General features: G+C 55.6%; 1 protein-coding gene. It reads right to left on the bottom strand.

What is annotated here, in order from left to right; translation table 11 throughout:
- Positions 1-144 precede the first annotated feature (144 nt).
- A complete protein-coding gene (locus tag RB_RS14975) occupies positions 145-22,761 on the bottom strand; it encodes a tandem-95 repeat protein (RefSeq protein WP_011121350.1) in 22,617 nt (7,538 codons plus the stop codon).
- Positions 22,762-22,824: the final 63 nt, after the last annotated feature.

Raw genomic sequence — 22,824 nt, 5'->3', positions numbered from 1 at the left:
GTTCAGGTGGCGATCGAAAGAATCGTGATACGAAAACCGGCTGAGATCGGGGAAACCCCAACCTCAGCCGGTCGTTGATATTGTCTGGCATCGGCTCGTTGAGGTCAACGTCAACGAGTTTGCCGGGTCATTCCTGTCGTCGCACTACAGCAGTTTTGCCATGGCCGCGTCGACGGCCGATTGAAGCGATTTGCTGCGGTCATCGCTGCTCGAGGAGCCTTCTTCACCGCTGGTATTAGCCGAGGCAATGCTGTCGAGAACGTCGTCGCCAAGGTTCGCCGAACTTTGGCCAATGACCTTGTCACTTTCGAACAAGACTTCGATCAGCGGTTCACCCGCAGCCGTGGAGCCTGATCCGTTTGTGCTGACATCGGAGCTCGAAACGGCTGCCGAAACACTTGCTCCGGTTGCCGCAATGCTGCTGGAGGCCACGATGGGTTCGCCGAGTGGTTCGCTTTGATTGCTGTCACGACGGTTGAGTTCATTAATAACCTGCAAGGCATCGAGCGAGCTGATGCGTAGGTCACCGCTGACGTCGTAATAGCGACCCGGCTGCGAAGCACTTGGTCGACCGTTGTCGCCTTGCGTCACCACCAAATCTTCATCCACCGTCGGCGTGTATCCCGCAGGGAACGACGAGAAGCGGTTGAGGTGGTTGATGATCAACAATGCGTCCAGGGCCGATACTTCACCGTCATCATTGACGTCGGCGTTCAGGTCTGGGTTCTGCAGACGGCTGATAACAACCTGCAACGATACGGTAGCCAAACCACTGCGACGGCCGTTGGAGTCAGCAATCGAGTAGTCGAACGAATCGCGACCGGTGTAGCCCACCGCTGGAACATATCGCAAGGTTCCATCGCCGACGTTTTGAACTTCACCCGCCAATGGTTGACGTTCGATTTGGATTGAGCTGAAGTCCAGTCCATCCGCATCGGTGAAGTTGTTGCTGATGTCGATCAAGATCGCTTCGTTCAGGAAGCCTGAGCGAACACTGTCACGTCCGACCGGTGCCGCGTTGGGACTGATCGTGACGGTTTCTTCGGTGCTGAACGTTCCCTCATCATCCGCGACGATGTAACGGAATTCGTCATTGCCGGGGAAGTTGGTGAACGGCGTGTAGGTGATTGTTCCTTCGACAGGATCAATCGAAACGCTACCGAACGCCGGTTGCTTTGTGACCGTCAACGAGCTCGGATCGATGACTCCGTCAACATCCACATCGTTGTCCAAGACCCGGATGACAGTGCTGCCTGGGCTCTGCAATGTTGGGACATCTGGCTCGGTCACTGGACCATCGTTGATGCCCGTGACACTGACACTGACCAAGACCGAATTGCTGGTTCGGATCGGTGTCGCACTGGCACCAGCCCGGTCGGCGACCGCATAGCTGAACGAATCATTTAGCGGTGCGGAGCCTGGTTTCAACGCCTGCAATTCAGTTGAGACCGTTGGATCGTACGTGATGGTTTGCGTCACCGGATCGAACGTCACCAATGCACCTCGCAACGAGATCTGAGGCGAGTTCATTACGATCTGCAACTCGTCGGGGTTGGCATCGTTCAAATCGACATCAATGTCGTTTGCCAACAGTTCCGCTGCCGTGATCACTCGGACAGTGTCTTCGTCGGTCGTGAAGTTATCCGGTGCCGGTGAGGGGAAGTCATTGACCGGTTGGATGTTCACACGCAGGGTAATCGGTGCTCCAGCCAATCCTTCGCTGTCTCGAGCAACGACACGCAGGTCGACCGCACCATTGGCGTTGAGTGCTGGCGTGAAGGTCAGAATGCCGTCCGGCGAAATTGCGGGTTGTCCGTCTTGCGTGAACAAGGCGGCGTCAGCGGCATTGATGGTTGAGACTTCGAACGAAACCGATTGGTTGGATTCATCAATCGGTCCGGGCGAGATGTTCGTTGCCCACTGCGTTGTGTAGGGACCACGATCTTCTTGCACGCGAACGGTCGGCCCAGCGGTGAATGTCGGAGCGTCGTTGACCGGATCCACCGTGATGGTGAAGGTCCGAATGGTGGACGCGTTGATATCACCGTTGCCGGCGTCGTTTGGTCCTTCATCGAACAACTGCACAGTGAAGGTGGCTGAACCGTTGAGGTCTTCGGCAGTCACGTATGTCAGCGTCGCGTTGCCATCGGAGTCAATGGATGCCGATGGTGGAGTGACAAACAACTCGGGATTGTTCGAGGTCTGGATGATCTCGAACCGGAGCGGCTGTCCGTTGGTGCCATCGCCGATCTCATCGTTCGCTCCGGGAGGTCCGGCTTGAACGTTGGTAGCCCAGTTCTCGATCACAACACTTCCGCGGCCGCCACCGTCGTTCTGATCTTCGTTGCTGGTCACATCGCCCGCGCCACTGAATTGTGGTGCGTCGTTGACGCCGAAGACTTCGAACGTGACTGTGCCGGATGCGATGCGAGGTTCATTGATCGGTGCACCGTTGTTACCAACAGGAACAGTGACCCCATCGTCAGTGACGGTGTAGATGAAACTATCCGTTCCGACAAAGTTGGCTCGCGGTGTGTAGATAAATCGTGTGATCACGCCGTTTTCGGTCACGCTTTGCAGTGTGCCGCCTTCAGCGGTGGTCACTGGAATTGGCGTGGTCAAAGACAGCGTTTGGTTGCCACCTGGTGTCTTGTCGGCCGACTCGTTGGCAGGACCAACATCGAAGACATCCAACAAGCCCGGGGAAGTTCCGTCGCCATTGACCAACACGTCGAACGTGCCGTCTTCGGACAACGAGAAGTTCAATGGGTTCGTGCCAGGTGTGCTGAACTCCGGCTTGATGAATGGACGGTCGTTGACCGGTTGAACATCAATGGTCAGCGTGACCGGCAAGGACGATCGCAAGTCACCACGTGTGCTGTTTTCCTGTTGGTTTGATCCAGGCAGGATTTCAGTCAAGACCACCTCAAATTCGAAGGTGCCATAGACATCCGCTTGAGGTTGGAAGGTCAAGACACCGTTTTCACTGATTTGCGGCCCTTGGATGAAGAAGTCTTGCAACTCATCGTCCAGGAAGGACAGCGTCTTGACGGTGAAGCGTACGTCTTGCCCGTTGATGAAGTCGACCTCATCAAATGCACTCAGTGGCGGACCTGCTGCGATGCCAACGGCAAAGTTGTTGATCCGTTGTGGAGCACCATCTTCTGCGACTTCGTACGTGAGGTTGTTCGCGACGAATTGAGGTCGGTCGTTGACAGGGTTCAGGTTCAATTGAACGATCGATGTGGATCGACGACGGTCCTGGACTAAAGTTCCCGTATCGGACGAATAGGTTTCGCCGTCACCGGGGAAGTCGTCACGGACTTCGAATTCGAAGGAGTCGAACGGTGTGTTCGGGTCAATCGTGTTGTTGAAGTCCACAGGAGGTGTGTACTCCAAGCCGATCAACAGGTTGCCTTCGAATTTCGGCGTCAAGGTTCCGCCCAAAACGGTGCGATCGGGGAAGTCGAACAACTCGAGTTGTTGTGGACCACCGGTCGGGAAGCCGACGCTCAGCGACTGATCTTCGTTATCAGCACCAACCGTGTAAATGTCCAGCAGACCGATTCGTTGATACGAACCGACTTGCACCAAGGCTTCTGGAATCGCACGGCTCAACGGGATGAAGTAATTGCCCGTCGTGACGGCGTTTGCAGGATCGCTGCTGCCGGTCGGTTGGGTGTTGTCCTCACGCAGTGTGTAACGAATCACGGCTTGATCGTCGAAGCCATCTCCGTCCGTATCCGTGATGTCGGTGATCTCGTAGGCTTCGTCTGGATCGTTTGGTACAGCGTCGCCGGTCAGTCCAGGACGAATGCGTGGTGCATCGTTGACCGGACGAACGTTGACGGTGAACGTGGTCGCAGGAATTTGCGAAGGAGCAATTCCGCTTTCGATTGGGTACAGCTCGAACGTTGCTTGGCCGACTTTGTCGGGGTTCGGTGCAACGGTGAGTGAAGCTTCCGTGTCGCCACCGACGTAGTTCACGAGCGGGAGGCTGGCCAAAATGCCATTGGGGTCAGCGACCACGCGTACTTCAAATCCGGTCACAATCTGCGAGAGCAACTCGTCCGAAGCCGTCGAGGTAGCCGAGAAGATTTCGGTCAAGAAGTCTGGCACGGTGGTCGTGCTCATGTCGTCGCGTTCCAGCACATCGACTGTGTTCAAGTCGTTAGTGAAGACTGGCGGGTCATTGACCGCGTCGACCGTGATTGTGATCGTGCCGGCGTTCACCGAGCGACGAATCGCGTTGATGTCCTGTCGCGTTTGAGCAGGCGAAGTGATGCGTGTGAAGGCATCATCTTCCACCGTGTAGAGCAACAATTCACGAGCGGCGAATGGCTGTTCACTGTTGTAGTTCTCTGCCGGGTCGAATGTCACGCCGCTGAAGTAGCGACGGTCCTGACCAGCGACTTGAATTGTCTCAACGGTGAACGTGTATGTTCCGCCCGCATCGCTGTCGATGGTTGCGGTTGTTGCACCAGCGGGGACCGAGTTGATCTCGATCGCGTTTCCGCCTGGAGTCGAGAACGAAACGATTCGCAGGCTCTGCTCATTCTCGTTGAACGAAGCACCGAGTCGGTTGTCGAACATTCCGCTGGCATCGGTCAGTTCACCCATGCGGATCGCGGAAACAAGTTGCAGCGAAACCAGCGATTGGCCCGATGGAACACCCAAAGCGGATGAGTCAGCCAAAGCACCAATGCCCGCGGCACGCAGTTGCTCTTGCAAGGTTGTCGCAACGATGTCGGACGAGTCGGCAACCGTGAACTGCACGATGACGTCGGCACCCGCGGTTTGTTGTCCAGACAGGTTGAACTCGACAACGTGTGTGGTTCCCACGTTGTCGGTGATTTCGAATCGCTCTCCATCAATCAGACGATCGCCAGCAGGAACCAGAATGTTGGTTCCACTGAAGGAAATGCTGGTTGGCGACAAAGATCTTGTGATGGCATTCGAAGTCAGCAAAGTGACACTGTTGCCGTTTGCTGTCGCACCGATATTTAGTGTGCGAAGGACATCTGCCAGCGAGGTTGCCACATCATCGATCGAACCCGCCGCGTCGTATTGGACGACCGCATCATTGCCCGATGAGAGCGTGCCAGTGGTATTGAGCTCGATGCGACGCACGACACCATTTTCGTCTGTCAACGTGAATGTTTGGCCGCTGACCAAATCACCGATGACAGGCAGGACGATGTCGGTTCCGTTGAACGTGATCGCGGTTCCGGTTGGATCCACCGACGTGATGTCAACGGTGTCAATCTGCCATGAGGTCAGTGTGACCGACTGAGCGTTCACACCGCGACTGACCAACGCGGCTTCCAATGCAGCGGAAATTTGTGCACGTGAATCGCCAGCCGAGTATTGGACGAGAACCGCGTTCGGGTCGATCAAAGTCGTGCCAGTTTGGAACTCAGCGACGACCAGCGTTCCATCGAGAAGCTCGACGATGAGAGCGTCTCCACCGTTGATACCAGTTCCGGCTGGAACGATTACATCCGAGCCATCGGGAACCAATCCCGACGCCGCACGGTTAACGCTGATCGATGCGACACTGTCCATTCGGACGCGGAATTCTTGCTGCGTGCCAGCGGTTTCAACAGCACCAAAGCCGGCCGACAACATGGCGTCGGCCAATGCGGTGGCTGCTTCTTCAGCTGTACTGGCGTCGCTGATCGAAACTGGAATTGCACCCGAAACCAGAACCGATCCGGTCTTGGTGAATACAAATCGAGTTGGCGTTCCGGCGTTGTCGGTGATGGTCACAATCTCGCCGTCAGAAATCAAACCACCTTCGGGAACCGTGATTCGGCCCGCAGCGGAATCGACCACCGCAGCGTTCTGTCCGGGAACGAACGAGAGTTGACCGGACGCGTCGAAGTTGACGGTTGCTCCGTTGACGGTGCCACCGAATCCGAGCGAGCGAAGCGTCAATTCGAGACGCGTTGCCAGCACATCGGCGGTTTCGTCATCAGCAAACTGAACCACGCGGTCAGTGCCGATCGAAGCGATGCCGGTGGTATTGAATTCCACGACGACTCGACGTCCGTTGCCAGCGGTGACGATCAATGTCTCACCGTCTCGCAATTGGTCTGCGTCAGCCATGGTGACGCCAGAGGTCGTGGCCACGATGGCCGAAGGAGTCACGTTCACGCCGTTGAGCAACATCACGTCGCTGATCGTTAGCGGCGTGTCTTCGATGGTGCTTGCAAAGCGGTCGTAGGCCACGGGGGCATCGTTGACCGGTTCGACAAAAATGGTCGCCGACTGTGTGACCGAGATCCCGGCTGGGCTGCGGTCGCCACGATCGGTGTCATCGTTGACGTTGGTGACTGCTGTGTTTTCGTTGACTCCGTTGTCCGTTGCGGTGTAGGTGAATTCAATTTCGCCATACACGTTTGGAGCCGGCAAGAACGTGATTTCGTTCGTGTTCGGATCCAACGTCAACGTACCTTGGGTTGGATCGACCAGGGCGACGGCGGTGACAACGACGGGGGCGTCGTTGTTGTTTGTGCCCGAGTTCTCGTCAGCGGCAGCGGCTGGTCCAGCCATGTCGTTGCGAGTCAGGTATGCCGTTGGGAAGACCAAAACGGTGTCTTCGGTCGGCGTTGGAACGGCACCGGTGAAGAATCCGGTGTAATCCGTGTTCGCATTGCCATTGGCGTCGGTCAGACCCACGTAGTCGGCGGCCAAAACTGGAGCGTCATTTTGTGGCGTGACGCGAATTCGGGCCGTGGCCGGAGCCGAAATTGGTCCGATCGCATCGAACTGATCGCGGACACCGTTGGCGATTCCGAGAACATCCCGTTCAGCTTGGCTGAGTGACGCGTTCAGGTTGGCTTCCAAGTCGGAAGGCAATTCGGAAATGCCGTCGTCGATCAACGTGAACGTGAAGGCATCGACGGACAATCCGCCGGCAACGGTTCCGTTGTCACTGTTGAAATCAGGAGCCGGCGTGTAAGTGATCTCTGTGATCCACTCGTTCGTCGGATTGAAGGTCGCGGTCAGCGTGCCACCTTCTGGTGTGTTTGCCACCGCGAAACGGTTGTCCTTGTTGATCGTGATTCCGCCAGCAGTGATCGAATGCACAAAGACGGACTGGTTGGGTTCGTCTTGAATGTCGGTGCTGGATCCTGGGTTGAACTGTGCATTTGCATCAGGTGTCGATCCAGCGATCAATTCTGCAGCGGTGATCGTCAATGGGGAGCCACCGTTTGTGGCGGTCGCTTCCACCATCACGAATGATTGGTCCGTTGCACCTGGTGCATCATTCTCAGGAACAACGTTGACAGTCACGGTGCCGCAAACAGGCGGGTCGCCGGCGTCGACTTCACAATCGATGTTGCCCAGGTTTTGCTGAGTCGACAAACGATAGGTGAAGGTGTCGATCCCGTAGAAGTCAGGGTTCGGCACATATCGGAAGCTGCCGTTCAGGTCATCGCCCGCATCGGTGTCGATTTCCAGGGTACCGTTGGTGGGTTCGTCAACGACGAAGTAACGAACAGGTAGCAATTGACCGGCACGGTTGGCAGCACTGATCAAACCTTGCGATGCATCGACGTCGAGCGTCGCGTCTTCGAACGCAGTGTAGGAACGTGGTTCTGGTTCTGGCAATGGAATTGGAAGGACTGATACGAGGTAGTCTTCCACTTCGCCACCAATCGCGACTCCATCAGGGCCGATGTTGCCGGCGTCGTTCACACGGAAGCGAGCCCAAGTGTCAAACGGTAGGTTGCCAACGGTCAAAGGCGTGGTGACGTTGACAATGTTCGTTCCCGTGGTCACAGGAACGTTCGACAACACGTGCTCGTCGTCATCGAACACGCCATTGCGGTCAAAGTCGATCCAACCGTTCAACAAGCCACCGCCGACGACATCAACGGCGATGTCGGTGCCGGCTTCATCGAATGGGTTCAAGAATCCGAGTACTTGATCAGCGTTCAGTGACGTGAGGACTTGTCCGCCTGCACCGGGTTCACCGAAGACGCGGAAGAAGTTCAGTCCATCGTCGAAGCGAACAATCGACACGCCATCTTCATCATCGATCGCACGAACGCGAATTCCTTCGGCATTGGTTGGATGAGTCAGTGCATCCACTCCGCCACCGGTGAAGTCGAGCTGCGGACGGATAGCCGTCAACAATGCGATTTCGATTTCACGTAGTGAGTTGCCCGTGTTGAAGAGAACCGGAATGTTTCCTGGTGACGGATTGGTCGCCGCGTCCAGGAATTCAAACGTGAACGATTGTGATCCGATCACCAAAGTGATCGTGTCACGAACGGTTGGCATCGAAGTGATTTCGATGTCGATGATGTCAGTGTCCAACACCAATGAGACCGATGCTGCGGCAGTACTGCCCGAGATCGGGATTGTGACGTCGTCACCGATCACATCATTGGTCGACGAATTGGATGGTTTTCCATCCGCTTCCGTATCGATGCTGTTGCCCAATCGCACCGAAGTGCCATCGCTGATGACTGCGTGACGAGCACCGTTGCCCGGGATCGAGCTGTTCAGTGGGCTTTCCAACAACGTTGCGTAGCTAGCCGGTGCATCACCAAAGTCGAAGCGGACTTCTGGCATGATGATCGTGAACCGGGTCTCGTCATTCACTCGGGTTTCGCGAACGGCATTGCCAGACAAGTCCGAGACAGCGGGGATGTTCAGTCCGGTGACATCAACCACGCCGTTTCGAGTGAACTGAGCCGAAACTGCGTTGGCACCATTGATCAACAATGTGCCGCCGCCTGGAGCAAAGATTTCAAGTCCAAGGTTGGCGTTGAGGATCGTTCGTTGCAACGTGGCTGCAACCGATGCTTCGCTGAAGGTAGCGGAAGGCAAGAACTCGACCGGTACCGCACCGCCACTGATTCCGCTTTGTACCAATCCACTGGTTTCGAGGCTGATCGTTGTCACTGTGCGAACTTCGCCGGCAGGAACGATCGATGAAGCTTCATTCAGCTTGATCGAATTGCCCGAAACAACCGGGGCCAATTCGTCTGGGTAAACAGCCCCGATGACGGCGGCTGCCTTGGAAGCAAGCGTAGCGGCATCGTCGCCGCCACCGACCAAGATCAAACGATCGGGGCTGGTCAGTGAGGAGTCCGCTGTGAAGCGGAACGTGGTTGCAACACCGCCCACGTCCAAGGTGAACGTGGTGCCGTCGACGTCGGCGCCGGTACGTCCAGCAGGGACTGTTAATGATAGCGAGTCGGTAACACCAGGCATTCCCGAACGCGAAAGTTGGGAATTGGTGATGTCCAAAACGTCCGTCGCCAAACCACCGAGCAGGACACTGCCGTCGCCAGTCGCTTGGGCCGAATCCAGGCCAAGTGGCACGTCGCCAACCGCGGCAACGATCGCTTGTGCAATCTCGTCTGGAGTATCGGTGCGAGTGATCGGCACCTGACGCATCGTTTCGGTTTCGACGAACGAATTGCTGTCATCGAAGATGAACTCAACCGTCGTGCCGTTATTGGTGTAGAGGAAGCTTTGGCCAGACTCGACACCATTCGTGGTGCCATTGAGTTCCATGCCGGCAACGGTTGAACCATTGCTTCCCATGGTCACCGTGTGACCGGAAAGCGTTCCGAGCTGGATCGAATCAAAACCAATGGCGACCGGAGCCAAGTCCAATCGCTGGGCGTGGGTTTGACCGGATCCGGCGTGGACGGAGTTGATGGCGGCAAGAATCTGATCGCGAATGTCAGCGATGTTGCCGACACCTGCCAAGTTGATTGCAACGTTGCCAGCCGCCGTGGATCCGGTGAGATTGATCTCAAATGATTGGCTGGTTCCGTCCGGTGCGGTGATCGTGAACACATCGCGGTCACGGAAACCACTGGTCACATCCAAGATGCGAAGCGTGGATGTTTGTGGGACAGTGACGGAGATGCCGCTTTCGAATTCGAAGACGGTCGGTCGTCCGGCTGCATCCACTACGGTGACTTGATCGCCGTCCGAAATCTGGTCACCACTGACAGTATCAAACGCAATTCGCGGTTGATTGTTCATGGTGATTTCATAGACCGCGTCCTGACGCCACAAACCGGCGAGAGGAGTCAATCGGATCGTGCGGCTGTTGGCGCTGTAACCGAACGTGAAATCTCGATCGGGCAGCAATCGACGCCCGTTTTCAGTCAGCAATACCGAGTCAACGGTAATCGTGTCCGGGTCAGGACCGGTACCCGAAGGGTCGACCAATTGAATTTCAAAGAACTCAACAGTTTGTTGAGGGTTGGTCAATCGAACGAAGGATGAACCGGGGTCAGTATCGCCCATCGTGACGTTTTGAGCAGCCGCTTCGACACCATCGGCATCAAACGGATTGATCAGCAGTGCAACGGGACGACGATCGTCCGCCCGGTCCAATGCACCGCGGTCGATGAAGACGTTGGATCCAGCACCACCGGACCCACTTGATTGGCCATCCACTCGCGGTTGACCATAAGCGTCAAACGCGGGTGCGATAATCGGTGAAGCGGAGATGCCAACCGGATTCTTAACAGTGTTGAAGAAACTGTTGCGATCAGGCAGCGAGGCAAATGAGCTGTCGATGACAGGACTGTTCTCAACCGGAATGTACAGCGACCGCGATGGGTCTTCGAACAACGGTGTTCCGTTTGGAATGATGATCGACGAGCTGGCGATCGCCAGTGTCGAGTTGGTTCCATTTTCGTGGAACGCATTGCCACCAACGATGGTGTTTCCTGACGTTGTCGTGTCGACTTGGATGCCGACGTTGAATCCGGAAATAACGTTGTTTAACAGCGTTGGATTGGCACGTCCATCAACGGTGATCCCGTCACCACCACCCGTGTTGACCACAGTGTTGTTGACGATTCGGCCGAATAGGTTCGGCGCGGGGCTTTCTCCATCATCGAAGGTGCCGCCGCCGAACAGAATGCCGCCGGTGCCCGAGTTGGACACGACATTGTTGATGATGACCGCACCGGGAATCAATCCGGTCGGGTTCTCGTTGCGGAGCAGGCGAGCGGAGCCTGGCAGAGTGTCTTGGGTTGGGCCGTTGGTCGTGTTTCCTTGACCGCGGTCGCCCAACGTCGCCGAGATGCCGTAGTTGGCCGAGTTGGAGATGAAGTTGCTGCTGATGATGATCTGACCCTGGTCATCGGTTCGGTTCACATCGGTGATTCCGAATTGATAATCCACCATCAAAACGTCTCGATCGGGAACGCGTGCTGAGGTCGCAGCGTTTGGACGGATTGTCAGTTGGTATTCACCGAATTGCTGATCGGTGCCACTGATCGGAGCCCCGCCAAAGACGGCACTGTTGCTGATGACGACGTCATAGAAGCCGTTCGTTGAAGCTGTGAAGTTCAGGAACGCGCCGCCGATGGTTTCGCCCGGTGCCGTGGTCGGAAGGAAGGACGATTGTTCCAGGATGTTCGCGTTGATATCAAAGTTGTCGCCGGCTTTGAGCACCGAGATAATCGGCAATTCCAAAGCATCACCGGCCTTGGTGAAGCCAGCAGAATCGACATCGATGTCAACGGATTGCCCGGCTGACAAATAGATGCGGACGGAATCGATATCGCTCAACGGATCAGATGGCAGAATCGTCAAGTCATCGACGATGTTTCCGGGACTGACACCGGTGTTGACCGCGTCACCAATTTTTCCGACACCGACGAATGTGTCGACGTCACCGTTCACGAAGCCCGTGACCGATGATTGAGCAAGTTGATCTTGGAAGTTGATGTACTCAACCGTGTCTTCGTCGTGATCAATGACCGCAATGCGACGACTGGTTGTGTTTCCAGCTGCCGTTTCTTCGGCAACCAAATCCATCTTGATGAAACGACCACCGCTTGGGTTGACCGAGATGGCATTCCCAAACAATTCAACGCGAGTCGAGCTGGATACGCCTCGTTCCGCACTGTCCGCGTTGGCGGCTGTGATCGCTAACACGTTTTGGACTTGCGGTGAGTTGATCGCGTCACGAATCGCACGTGCAACCGCGGCTGGATCGGTGCTACTAGGATCGTAAGGGACTCGAACGTTCCCGGTTTCGACCCCATTCGTGTCGAGGATGCTGTCGAATTCAAACGTCAGCTGACGTGTGCCGTCGTCCAAGACAAACGTATCGCTCGCGGTAACAGTCGAATCCAGACTGGTTCCAACATCGATCAGCGTTGAACCAGCTGGAGCGATCAAGGTCACGGCTCCATCGACCAACCGGTCATTGGAGTCAAACGAACGCCCAGAACTGAACTGCTCATTCAGTACCAAATTGATTGGGTCGTAATCCTGAGGAACGCCGTACTCATCGGCTGTGCGGATTTCCAAGGAATAAGCACCCACCAGTGTTTCGTTCTGACGTTCCGGTTGCACTGATTGCGGATGCGAGTCGGGCAAGACGGATGGGTCGAACACATAATTGGTGTTGTTGGCAGGTGCATCCACGACCATCTCACCTCGTTCCGCCAAACCGATGATAATGTCGTCTATATAGACACCCTCAACTTGGTTGTTTGCAGCACCAGCGGTTCGGATCTGACTGGTCGCGTATTGAGTTGATTCCTGGGTACCAAATTCATCGCCCGGCATTGAAGTGCCGAAGAACGTATCCATCTGAGAGACGCCGTAAGAGCCGATGTCCGTTGCTAGCGCGTTGTACAGACGGATCGTGTCCCCACCGTAGATTGGGTACTGATCAGATGCCGCGATTTGGTCAAAGCCATTCGCGGCCGATGCCATTCGTCCAAAGCCTTCAGCAAAGGCTTTCCGCATCTGCTCTGCGACCTCGTCCCCAGTTTGGTCAAGTGTGACCTGAATTGGAGTTGGGCGCGTGTCGTAGGGAGCATTTGCATCGGGGTCGACTACCGTCGCGAATGAGACCACCAAAGAGTCTGAATCGGAAAGTTCGACTGACTTTGCATTCAGCAGGTGCACTTCACGTTCATTAACGATGACACCCTGTAATTCGCTATCGATGCTGGCAACCACCCGACGAGCAAGAGCGTCGGCGGTGTCGTTGACATCGTAGAAAATTTCAAACTGGTTTGCTGGTGGCGTTGTGACAAACGTGTAGGTTTCTGAATTCAGCGAGAATGGATCGTCCTTTCGGAACACCGTGAAGGATTCACCAGGAGTGATCTCGCTGCCCTTGGGCAGGGTGATCGGAATCGCATATGTTTCGACCGCGGATTCCGCGAGCGTCGTCGCTGTGGTGGCCGAATCAAGGAACGCAAACGCGACATTGCCCGCTAAGCGGAATCCATCACCGTTCTGATCAACGTATGCCTGGAAGTTGTTGGAGATTTCATTGAGCGCCAAAACAATGTTGGAGCTCAGTTCGTCTTGTGTTGATGTTCGGTTGAAGTAGATCTGCACTTCGCCCGGGTTGGCAACACTCAAGCCTTCCCTCACAAACGTGATGGTTGTGGTGGGGAAACTTCCGAAGATCGTAATTTGTTCGCCATGGTGCAACTGGTCGCCCGAAGGCAAGTTGAAGTCCCAGATGTCATCTGTCTCTGTGACTGATGCGACCGTGATCGATGTGGTGCCACTGCTCGGCGTGACACTGGTTGCCGAGACGGACAGTGTATTGCCGTTGACGACAGCACTGAAGTTCGTGGGCAGATCTTCTAGGATTCGACGTGCGAGGGTCGAACCAGCGGTTCCAGCATTGTCATCCGAGTAGGGGATGATCTGATCGCCGACTAGGTCGGGCAAAGCACTGTCTGCGAAACGAATGGTATAGCTCGCTCCATCATTGTCGACGAACGTGATTTGCTCACCGTCTGCGATCAACGCTCCATTGGGGATTTGAACTTCAATTCGTGCTTCGTTGGCAGCTTCCTCAACGAAGGTGATAAGCGTGGGTGCCGCGATGAACTGTACGTCAGTGTTTGGGTCGAGGAACACAATGTCGCCCAATGCATCGACGTAAGCTTGGGTATTGGTCGGCAGTTGCTCGACGATTTTCGCCGCAATGGTTTGTTTCGTGTCTGACGGATCGACATAGATTTCGCCCGGGAAGAACGCGGCTGGTGCGATTGAGTTGTCGACGTCGGTGTAGACCAAAGTCGTGACAACATTATCAGGACCGGTGACCAAGATTTGTTCGCCAACTTCGAAGGTCGCTTCAGTTGGAACAACAACACGGGTTGAGGTGGTGTCAATGTCGGTCGGGTTGGATTGCCCGGCAGCGATATTCGCGTCTACCACGACCGAACTTGCCGCACGGAAACTGACTCGGCCGTTGCTTTCAAAGTACGGAGCTAGAGATTTGTCGACGGAGGCGACCACCGCACGAGCCACATCGTCGGCCGTCATGCCAACATCAAAAACGACCTCATTTAGTGGTTTTGGTGTCGCTGAAGGGGCGGTAACGAACGTGATCAGCGTCGGGCCATTTGGGCCATTGATTGTCAGTTGATCGCCAATTTCTAGGTCGTCACCTGCTGGGAAGACGACATCTCGTCCTAAGACCGTTTCGTACAGATAGCTGTACTGCAAGCTGTTCAGCGAGGTGTAGATATTGAAGAGATCAGGGTCTTGGAACGCCACAAATGGATCGACGAAAGCATCCTGATCGATGAAGGAGATGACTTCCCCATCAACAAGGTTCTTGCCCGCCGTGCCGGAAACACTGATCGAGCCGTAGTGAGTGCGCATCGATCCTGACGTCGAGAAATCAAATCGAATTTGAACGTTCTCATTGCCGGCCAGTGGGGATACGTCGATGCGAGCCTGACGCCAGTCGTTTCCGTCGTCAAAGATCTCTTGGACGATGATGCCCGTCTCGTTGAAGTAGTCGTATTCATCGGAGAACGGTAGTTCGCGGTAATTGTTGTTTGTTGCCAATAGCTTCCATTCGCCATCATCACCCGCACCGAAGACTCGGAACGAGTCGCTCTGGTCACGCGTCGGGAGATAGTCGTCGTCAGCTTCGACATCGATGAAGTAGCTGAAGTAGAGCGTTGGCTTATCGGCTGGGTTAACCTCGCTGAGGTCAAAGGGCCGCGAGACAACCGAACCTTGACTGCCGCCGGGGGCGATTTGTCCGAGGTTGTCGTTGTCTGCACGGGCGATGGTGTTGTCCGCGGCGTCGCTGGTGACTTCAAACCCGTAGTACAAACTCGCACCACCGGTTGTGTTGATTCGAGTCTGCGAATCATCGAAGACCATTCCGTGGCCGTCATCATCTCGTCGGTCTGGCGTGATGTGCCAAGGATTGTTTTGCAGGTTGCTAAAGGCAATGCCGTTCACTTCGCGAGCACCGTCGCCAACAGAAAGTCCGCTGGAGAACTGCATTTCAATCGCTGAACGTCCGTTATAGAAAACGTTGGCAGGTTTAATTGATTGCCCGTCCAATTCCAATGCGTACAACCAGCCGTCGTCAGTCGCAGCAAAGATGACTTGTTGCAATCGCCCGTTTTCGACCGTTTGCGGTCCAAACGACATGCTTTGGAATACGGGGTAACGTTCGCCAGTAGTGAAATCGAACGGCGCATTGGTGTGACTTGGGTCTGCTACGACACGACCGTAATACGTGGTCTGGATCACGCGGTTGTAGCCCGTCAATTCCACGTTATCCAACGGCGCGGGAATCGTGTCGTTTGGATTGAACGAGTGGATTCCGCCGAGATCAGTTGTGGCGAGCAAGGTTTGATTGCCAAATCCACCTGGAATGTATGCCAAGCCGGTGATGTCACCGCCGTCGCCACCAGTGTCGTAGATAAACCCAGTGTCAATCACACCATGTTCAACGTCTGCCGAAGTCGTTCCATAGAACGGACGGTAAGGAATTGTCCCGTCGAAGTTGCGGTGGGTATTGGCATTGGTGCTGCCGAGCGAAGTGATTTGTCCATTCGAAGCTACGGCTTGATACAAAATGTTGCGAGTCAGCTCGTCAGGAATTTCACCTGCGCGGCCGTTGTTATCACGTTCGCCAACCAAGAAGAATCGTTCGTTGTCACTGACGGCAGACGTATTGATGCTGGTTCCCGACGGACCCGGTTGAAATGCCATTGCGTGGATGTCGAGTTGGCCGTTGTCATCGCCTTCCAGATCAGTTCCAGCCTGGTTGTTACGCAAGTAGGTGACACCGTCGTCGCCGACGTTGCTCGCTGCGCCATCGAACGGGCTGATGTTCAGGAAGTTGCCAACGTTGCCATTGTTTTCAGGGCCAGTTTGAGGGCCCAAGCTGTAGGAGAACAATTCGCCGTCGCGACGAATTGCAAGGTCGCCAGTTGGCTGGCCAGATTGACCGATCAGTCGGTCCACTTGACCGTTGAATGGGTTGACGCTGACGAGCACGCTGTTGTTGTTGCCTGAGATCGCTCCATCCAGGGAAACGAACAAGCGGATGTCGTCGAAGGAGTAGGGGACGATCGAAACGTCGTCAAAGATCGGCTCGATGACGGGAGCCTCAGCGGTGTAATCAAGGAATCGGCTTTCGATGGACCGAAATTCGTCCCCGTCGGCAATCGTGCTGCTGCCTTCCAACCGATCTTCCGCAATTCGACGTACCGAATTGATCGGCATCAAACGCGTCAGCGGGTTGGCGGAGTTTGGATTGAAGAATTGGTCCAGGGCTTCAGGGACGGCAACTTCACCCGAAACGGCGACGTAGTAAATGCCTTCGGGAAGTTCGACAGGACCAATGTATGCATCCAGGACACCGGCCGAACCGCCATCCAGGTTGGCCATGTCGACACCATTGAGCGGTCTGCCCTGGTCATCGGCGATGTTTGAGTCGCGGCTATGAAGGATCAACTGACCGGCAGCGTTGTACACCGAGATCGATGAGTTGACGCGACCCAGTGCATCGGCATAGTCGATGTCAAACGTCGTGGTGACAAATCGGTTTTCGCTATCAAAGACATCCGGAGAAATCTGTTGTGCGAACAGGTCCACTCGGTACACGTCGACGTCTTCGATACGCACGTCCAAGTTCGTCGAATCAATGTTTCCGATCTCTCCGGTGATCACCAAGGATCCACGATCTGATGTCAGCAGGTTGCCGACCGTCTGTGCGTTTCCTGTGGTGAATCCGAGACGATTGTTTTCGGTCTCCAGTGTTCGCTCGTCGCCACTATTGCGATTGGCGGGCGTCGGGTCGATGTAGCGGACTGCTTCGCCCACATCGCCAACCAGTGGTGAGTGCAATGGAGCACCGGTGACCGCGATGGCGTCGGTGGCGTAACGGATGTCGGCCAGCTGCACGGTTGAACCGGCGGTTTCATCAGTTTCACGCAAACGCAATGACAGTTGATACTGGCCATCGGTCTTCTGGTTCAGCGTGCGAACGCGAACGTAGTAGGTGTTGTCACGCTGCGTGTCACCCGGCAAAACAACTCGGAAACCCGCATCCAAAGCGTTGGGAGATTCAACCGACCCCGTTCCCATTTGATACAGCGGTCGAACATCGTCAACTGAAACTCCGTTTGGAAGATTGGGATTGGCGTAGAGCTTGGATTGGTCGGTCGTGGAGACGGCAGCGTCGGTCAGTTCAGTGAACGAGTTGTTGCTGCTGGCGACAACATCTTCATTGACATTGATCAGTTCGACGACCGTGTCGAGCCCGAAGGATGTTTCATCAATGTCGATGAACAATTCGGTTCCACCGGTTGCGGTGAAGCGATAAACGTCTTGATCTTGAGGGGTCGCCAACGTGCCCCGGACATTGAATCCGAGACGTTCGTTTTCATCGCCGGCATATTCGTGTTGTGCGAGGTCACCGATGACCTGTGCATCATCCGGGGTGGCATTGATGGTGATGTCGGATGCCAGGGCGCGTTCGTTCTCGAGCACGTAGGCGACGTTGCGATCGTTGACATAGGCTTGCAACTGCAGGCCTTGCCAATCGCCCGCAGCGGGAGAACTGGCGTTGGCTGCGGTCTGCAACAACGCGCGTCCATCGGGAGTGAACCCGGCACCGACAGTCACATCGTTCAGGCTGGTCAAAACAACCGGGTTACCGGGTGTTCCAAGCACTTGCAATGTACCGCCGATGCGATCGGTGATGTCAAGCGGACGTCCGCTACCAACCAACGTGCCGTTCGGGCCGAATTTGACAACTAGGCTCTGACCCACGTCGCTCTTCAATCGCAACGCACCGTAGAAGTGGTTGGTCATCGAGACGACCGAACCTTCAACGATGTGGACGATGTCGGTGTCGTCCCAGACACTGTCTGTGGTGATGATTTCGCTACGAACACGCAATCCGTTGAGCGTGTTGAGGTCCAACAAGTTGCCCGCAATCAACGGGCCTTGGTTGTCCAGTTCCGTTGCGATGATGCTGCTCGGACCGGTGGCCCGACCGGTGTCCAAAACGTCATCGAAGTTCAACGCGTCTGGGTTGATGCTGATGGCGGCACCCTCGTTGTCCGCAATCACGTTGTTCAAGATGACAGGTTGGCTGCCTCGGACAAAGATGACCGACTCGTCATTGAATCCGCGGCCTTCTCGTGTGCTATTGCTGGAGAAACCATCCGCATTGCGTGTGAAGGTCGAGTTGGCGACACGGACATCGGCTTGAAGAATTTCCAAGGCGTTGAATTCGGTGAAGCCACCTTCCACGGGGCTGGTACCGCCACCGAAACGGACTTCGGCAAAATCCAGGCTGGCCGTCGTGTCTTGTCGGAAGACCAGACCACCCCAATCGCCGGGTGTACCTGTGCTGGCACCATTGTTGTTGCTGTCAAATGTTCCGCCGGCACCGTACGTGTCGTCCGAACGCGATGTGAAGATGACTTTGTTTCCATCGTCACCTTCGGCATAGAAATCTGCACCGAACGTGGCTTCGATACGAGCCAATTCCGACTTCACGATGATGCCCGGATCGATCGTCAAACGCGCATCATAGCGAGGCAGCAGCTTGGTTCCACCGTTGACGTCGTTGCCAAGTTTTTCACCGAGCAATGTGCTGGGTTCGAACGTTGTGAACCCACGGTCGAAGAAGGTTGTTTCGTCCAACATCAAACGAGCGACGAGAACATATTCGCCCGTGCTCGGCGTGGAGCGATAAAGGTTTCGTCCAATGAAACCTTCGGCGGTGGCGGGCAGGTTGTCGAGACGAATTCCGTCGTTGCGAGCGACGACTTGCATGGAGCTCGCGGCACTGGCACGTGATTCGCCGCCGTACGGATCGACAAACGTCATGCGATAGTCGTAAGCCTGATTCTCGGCCAGTTGGCTGATTCCGACCAGGTTGGGGACGGTAGAGGTCGTGACTGCGCCTAAGTCAGGGCTTTGCTCGCTGGTCAGGATTCCGCCGCGGGTTGTTCCATCATCCAGATAGAATGTTGCGCGACGATCCAATTGGGTCACTAGTTCATAGCGGATGACACCAACGGGAGCGCTCAGGTCACGGCGATAGAGATTTCGACCAGCAAATTCGCCGGGAGCCGAAGGCAAATTGCTCAACCGGATTGCCCCGGTCGTCGATGACACGGACCGAGTTGCAAGGCTCGCCAAAGACTCGTTTCCGTCTTCGGTAACGTATGTCATCACATAGTCGTACAACCCATTGGCCAGCGAACCACCGGCGGTTGAATTTTGAACGGTGACACTCAAAACGTTAGGACGTTCTTCCAGCAGCAAAGGTCCGCCAGGGTTGCCCTCGATGGTCAACACTTCACTGATAGCGTGAACGATGTCGTGATCATCGAAGCGACCGCTGACCGTCATTGGTTGCAGTTGGCCGGCGGCGGGAGTGTCAACGCGAACGAACAAGGCGTTGATCGTGTTGTTGATCAGTGTGTTGCCGGCAATCTCAGGACCAACTCGTCCGTAGTCGCTGGTGAACGAGGCGACCGACTGATAGCGAGGCGAATGGAAGTTGGTTTCGCGGAAACTATCCGGGTCAGCGCTGATAGCTGCATCGGCGCTGTTCATGATCGTGTTGTAGATCAACGTCGGCCGACTTTCGTGCATCTGCAGTGGCGTCACGACTGGCGCGTTGGTGTCGATCTTGCCGCCACCGTATTGCATGTTGGCGTGCGAGACATAGTCCAGGAAGATCCCTTCGGTTTCCCAGACAGGACGGCCTTCGGCAAAGTCGAAATCGTTGCGGAACTCAACGCCGGCCCAGTGTCCGGTCGATGGAACGGTGGGCAATGGGTTGTTGTCAATTCCGATTGTTGGGTCATCGAAACTGGTGAAGAAGACTTGACCACCGCCAGTTGCCACGCCGTTGGAGTCGACGAGAACTGGAGTTCCCAAAACTTGAAGGGCGGCCAACGATCGGTCTTCGTCGACAGATTCACTACCAACGCTGATTTTAGCGGTGCGCAGTTTCAGAATCGCACCCGCATCGACCATGACGGTGACGCCCTTGGGTACTTCAAAGACGTCGCCGTCTGCCAAAGCTCGATCGCCCGTTCCGCCACGCCCGATTTCATAGGCAGGGTTGTCGGCGACGGTGGAAATCAAATTGTCGGCACCCGCACTGGGGAGCAAGCGGACGATGTCGCCCGGTTCTGCCATCTCAAATGCGCGGCTGATTGTACGCACTGGGGTGGCAAAGCTACCGTTGTTGGAGTCGTCTCCGTCGGCGTCTTTGAGGACGTACAACACTCGTGGTTCGTCCGCCGCGGATACTTCGCGAGCGGTGCGGAACCAGAAGTTGAACTCACCGCCTTCGACGCCATCGGCATCGCCGTCCAGACGCGAACCGGCTGTGTCGGTGATGGTGTTGTTGCTGTCCGGTTTGAAAGTGACGCGGAGTTGGTAAGTGCCTTCGGTGCGACCACCAAGAGCGCTGCCTTCGACTTCACCGTTGTACGAATCGTTGCCGGTGCTGCTAACGCCCAGAACGTAGTTGCCGGCGGTGACGTCGACCGACACCAACGAATCATTGCTAAAGAAGTCGTCGTTGGAAGCGACCAACTCATACGAAACCGGGTTGGATCCCGACGCGGGAACGACGCGATAGAGTTGGACGAGTGTGTCCAGCAGGCTGCTGTCTTCGAGTCGCTGCGCAAATGTTTCGGCGGTGATGCGACCGGTTTCTGCAACACTGAATGAGTAGAAGTCGACATCGTCGCTTTCAGGACGATGCAAAGCCTGTCCGAGCGTAATGTCGCTCTGGCTCAAAAATTCAGGTTCGGTCGGCAGGTTTGGAAACGAGTTGCCGGCAAATTCGCTGAAGAATTCCGAGTTGGGTTCATCCGGGCTCGATCCACCCGCGGCAACGCCATCGGGTTGCTCGAACAAATCGCCGATTCCAATGACATTGCCGACGCCGCGGAGGGCTTCGACAAACCAGCTTGGACGGTTGTCGGGTGACAAACCATAGCCATCAAACCATGGTTCACCAGCATCCATGACCAAGATGCCACGCGATGGGTCTTTTTCGTTGACTCGGTAGAGGCTGTAAGGGGTGCCTTCGCCCGCACCGGTGTCAGCGGTCAGGACGACCGCTTGCAAGTCACCTGTAACGAATTGCAACCCGCTGTCTTCTGTTTCGACGAACTGGATCCCCATTCGTTTGGAATAGAGATCGAGTACTTCCCGAACACGTTGCTTTTGCGCTTCGGTAATCGCGTTGGAAAGTTTCTGCCCCTGGGTACCTGTGCCGTAGAGTTCAGCAAAGTTGTAGGGATAGATGTTGATACCGGTGGTGGTATCGATTTGCTGAGTCAGCTGTGATTCTCGGCGGTATTCTCGAAGGCCCGCCGCATCAAACGCACCCGGCCAATTCGGAATCACATCGTTGGTTGAGCGGATCAGTCCACCATCGACCAAAACACTTTGCGAACCGCCACCGAAATTGGTTCCCAGTGCTTGCGCATTGGTGAACGTATCAGGCAGCTCCATTGCGGTGACGTTGGAAGGTGCCATTGGAAGGTCATCACCACGTCCGATGCGCAAACGGAATGTGCCGCTGCCGCTGTTGGATTGCGGTCCCAACAACGTCGTGGTTCCAACCATGACGTCGGGCAATTCTGAAAGATCAGAATCAAATGTCAGCGTTGCACGATTGAGAGCAGGATCGTATTCGACCAACGTGGGAGCATAGACCGGATCGTCCGTGTTCTCGACCGTGTCGTTCGTGAAGATCAGTTTGTAGAAGTCGGGGTTGACGACTGGCAACAACACCGCATCGGTTGATCGAACCACACCCGCATTGAGGTTGGACAATGGATCGTCATTGAAGTACACGTGCACTTGATCACGAGCTTGAACTCGCGTGGTGCCATTGAGCGTGATTGGTTGTGGAACAACTGCGACCACCTTCGGGCCAACTTCGATTTCGAAATCGATGTTCACCGCGGGACGCTGAGGATCGTCCGGTTGAGCTGGCGTGACTGCTTGTCCCGACGCATCACGTAGTGCGACCACTCCCGAGGTCGTGTCGTCGTAACCAGAGATCACGATTCGGTAGCGGTCATCGGCCAATGTTTCGGCGAATCGAGCCACCACGACTCGGCCACCACTTTGATCGCCTTCAAAGCCCAAGAACCCAGGTTGGATCGGGTTGTTGAAGTCTTCACTGTCGAACGTTCCATCCCCGCCCGCAGCAACAAATCGGATTCCGTCCAGCGTGCTGCCATCGACTTGCGATCCGCCGTCAAAGCGGAACGTCAATTCGGAGGGAGCCACCGACAGAACGTTGTTGTCGTTCAGATCGAACTGCGAACCCGTGTTCGCGGCCACGCTGACCAAACGAGGCCCGCTGACAATTTCCGCCGCGAGCAATTCGCGTCGCTCGAGTGTTTGGTGGTGCAAACGGCGAGGTTGCGTCGAAGAACTGCCGCGTCGGCGAAGATTTCGTCGTTGGGTCATGGTTGACCGAAGCCTTGCAGAATATGAATCAAAAACGGGAGGGAATAAGGGGGGGTGCCAATG

The sequence above is a fragment of the Rhodopirellula baltica SH 1 genome (assembly GCF_000196115.1).
GTDB classification, from domain to species: Bacteria; Planctomycetota; Planctomycetia; order Pirellulales; family Pirellulaceae; genus Rhodopirellula; species Rhodopirellula baltica.
This window is presented reverse-complemented; position numbering and strand designations above follow the sequence as displayed.